Genomic DNA, 3053 nt, shown 5'->3' on the forward strand with positions numbered 1-3053 from the left:
TCATCGGGCACTATCTGAACATAAAACACTATCAGTAAATTGGAGTCATTACCTGGGGTTAATGCTCCGGATACCGGCTCAGATAATCTTTACCGTTCTTCATTAAATCATCGTACATATAAGCTATTCCTTAGCGCTAATAACCAGAGGATATTATTCCCTGGCGACTGGCGCATTTTTAATCTGGTTGCCCCAGGAGAACTGTTGTATGATCGGAGGCCCTGAAAATACACTCACGCCGGGCGAGCGCTTTATTCAATGAAAGATGAAAGCCAAAAATATATCTCGATTATTTTTAAGGAATGGTTGCCGCTGTACGACAGCCTGACGCCGGAAGTGAGGGCGGTACTTAAAAATATTGCCGGGCAGCAGGCGGAGGCGTTAGCGACCCGTTTTTATGATTTTATTTTCCAGGACCCGGACATTGCGCGGCATCTTAGCTATGACTTAGTTCAGGAACGGCTCAGCAGCTCGCTGGCCGGGTGGGTGAAAGATATCCTGATGTGCGATAAGGAAAATCTGCAGGCGCTGGCGGAGCGGCAGTACCTGATCGGCAGCATCCATTCGCGCATCGGTATCCCGGCAGAGGCGGTACTGCGCGGTGCGCGCCAGCTGAAAGCCGGGCTGATTGAAAATATCCGCGATAGCCAACTCGATCGCGAGACCAGCGTCGCCGCCATCTACTACGCTATCATGGCCATTAACATGGCGGTAGAGATGATGTGTCATGCCTATACCCTGTCGCACTATCGGGCGACGAAAAATGAAGAAGCCTACCGCCTGTATAGCCTGATGGATAACGTTCCGCTGGAATATGGCAAACAGCAGGCCTCGCTCTCCGGATGGGAAAATACCGCTATTTTTAATATCGTTAGCGATAATAAAAGCGATATTAACGGAGCGTTATTATCTGATTCGGAATTTGGCCTGTGGTTCCGCCATAAATGCGTGCGTTATTTTAAAAAAAATCCGCAAATGCAGGAAATCGCCGACTTAATTAGCAAGGTGGATGCGCTGTTATCCGCCTGGAAATCCTCGTCTGAGGGTTCTGAGTATAAAAACACGCAGGCTTTGCTGCAGGGGATCCATATCAATTGCCAGCAGATCGGCAGCCAGATGGGGGTGCTGTTTAGCAGCCTGTCGCAGATGCAAAGCGGTAAGGATACGCTGACCAGCCTGCTTAACCGCCGCTATCTGCCGGTTGTCCTCAAGCATGAAGTGACGCTGGCGATGGAATATGAACTGCCGATGACGGTGGCGATTATCGACATCGACCACTTTAAAGAGATCAATGATAGCTGGGGGCACATGGTCGGCGACCGGGCGATTAAGCACGTTGCGGAGCTGCTCAGCGATAATATTCGATCCAGCGATTATATCTTCCGCTACGGCGGCGAGGAGTTTCTGCTGGTGCTGGTGGAGACCGGCGCCGCGGAAGCCTTTACGATCCTTGAACGGCTGCGTAAAAAAATCAGCCAGCTGGCGTTTAGCGTTGGCGCTGACAATGAGATTTCGATTACCGCCAGCATCGGCTACGCCGTCCACACAGGTCATCCGGATTACAATCTGCTGCTGCGCGATGCCGACAGCGCGCTGTACGTCGCCAAGCGCGATGGGCGCAACTGCGTGAAGCTGCATGAAGGCGACGGCAACTAAGCTGCCGGGTCCTTCCCGGAGGCGGCGCGCTGCGCCTGTCCGGGCTACCTGATCGCAGACGGCTGTGAACATGTAGCCCGGGCAAGGCGCGCCAAGCGCCGCCCCCGGGAGAGATGTGGCAGCGGATTTCAGTGCGGAGAGATCGCCGCGCCTCAAAACAGCACCGGCAGCCCCAGGCCACGCTTCACTTCATGCAGCGTCCGTTGTGTCAGTTCGTGCGCTCGCTCGCTTCCCCGGCGCAGCAGCGTCAGCAGCATGCCTTTATCCTGAATATAGGTCGCCCGGCGTTCGCGTATCGGCGCCAGCAGCTCCTGTAAGCAGGTCTCCAGCGCGTTTTTGCACTGCCTGTCTCCCAGCCCTCCGCGCCGATAGTGGGCTTTCATCTCGGCAACGAAAGCCTTATCAGCATGAAAGGCGTCGAGATAAGTGAAGACCACGTTGCCTTCTACCTGACCCGGGTCGGCGACCCGCAGGTGATTCGGGTCGGTATACATGGTGCTGACCGCACGATGGATCTCCTCTTCACTGGCCGAAAGGGTGAGCGTGTTCCCCAGCGATTTCGACATTTTGGCATTGCCATCGATGCCCGGCAGGCGGCTGACGTCGCTGAGCAGCGCTTTGCAGTGCTGTAAGATCGGCGTCGTGGTCAGGCTATTCATTTTGTGCACGATCTCATTGGTCTGTTCAATCATCGGTAGCTGATCGTCGCCGACCGGCACCAGTTCGGCCTTAAAGGCGGTGATATCGGCGGCCTGACTTATGGGATAGGCTAAAAAGCCCACCGGCAGCGAGCGGGAAAAACCCTTCTGGGCGATTTCATTTTTTACCGTCGGATTACGTTCAACCCGGGCGACGGTGACGATATTCATATACAGCGCGCTGAGTTCGGCCAGCGCCGGCAGGTAATGACTCCAACTTATTGATAGTGTTTTATGTTCAGATAATGCCCGATGACTTTGTCATGCAGCTCCACCGATTTTGAGAACGACAGCGACTTCCGTCCCAGCCGTGCCAGGTGCTGCCTCAGATTCAGGTTATGCCGCTCAATTCGCTGCGTATATCGCTTGCTGATTACGTGCAGTTTTCCCTTCAGGCGGGATTCATACAGCGGCCAGCCATCCGTCATCCATATCACCACGTCAAAGGGTGACAGCAGGCTCATAAGACGCCCCAGCGTCGCCATAGTGCGTTCACCGAATACGTGCGCAACAACCGTCTTCCGGAGCCTGTCATACGCGTAAAACAGCCAGCGCTGGCGCGATTTAGCCCCGACATAGCCCCACTGTTCGTCCATTTCCGCGCAGACGATGACGTCACTGCCCGGCTGTATGCGCGAGGTTACGTAAGCGTACAGCGAGAACCGTATTGACGGGGATGTGTTATTCAGTTGGCAGTGT

The 3053-nt window shown here is 54.5% G+C and carries 2 protein-coding genes and 1 pseudogene; 1 reads left to right on the top strand and 2 read right to left on the bottom strand.

Annotation, left to right across the window (positions count from 1 at the left end; translation table 11 throughout):
* Positions 1–258: 258 nt before the first annotated feature.
* On the top strand, positions 259–1656 hold the full coding sequence (locus tag ABLV54_RS13055; RefSeq protein ID WP_095526230.1) for a diguanylate cyclase: 1398 nt from the start codon (positions 259–261) through the stop codon (positions 1654–1656).
* Positions 1657–1808: 152 nt separating this feature from the next.
* On the opposite strand, the pseudogene ABLV54_RS13060 reads toward ABLV54_RS13055, so the two are convergent.
* Together ABLV54_RS13060 and ABLV54_RS13065 are read right to left on the bottom strand one after the other, a co-directional pair.
* A pseudogene (locus ABLV54_RS13060) lies at positions 1809–2558 on the bottom strand (tryptophan--tRNA ligase); the annotation flags it as partial.
* Positions 2559–2572: 14 nt separating this feature from the next.
* Positions 2573–3053: IS1 family transposase (locus ABLV54_RS13065; protein WP_348814176.1), on the bottom strand; the 481-nt coding region annotated here is incomplete at its 5' end.

It is taken from the genome of Klebsiella sp. JB_Kp042 (assembly GCF_040065275.1).
Taxonomy (GTDB): Bacteria; Pseudomonadota; Gammaproteobacteria; order Enterobacterales; family Enterobacteriaceae; genus Klebsiella; species Klebsiella quasipneumoniae.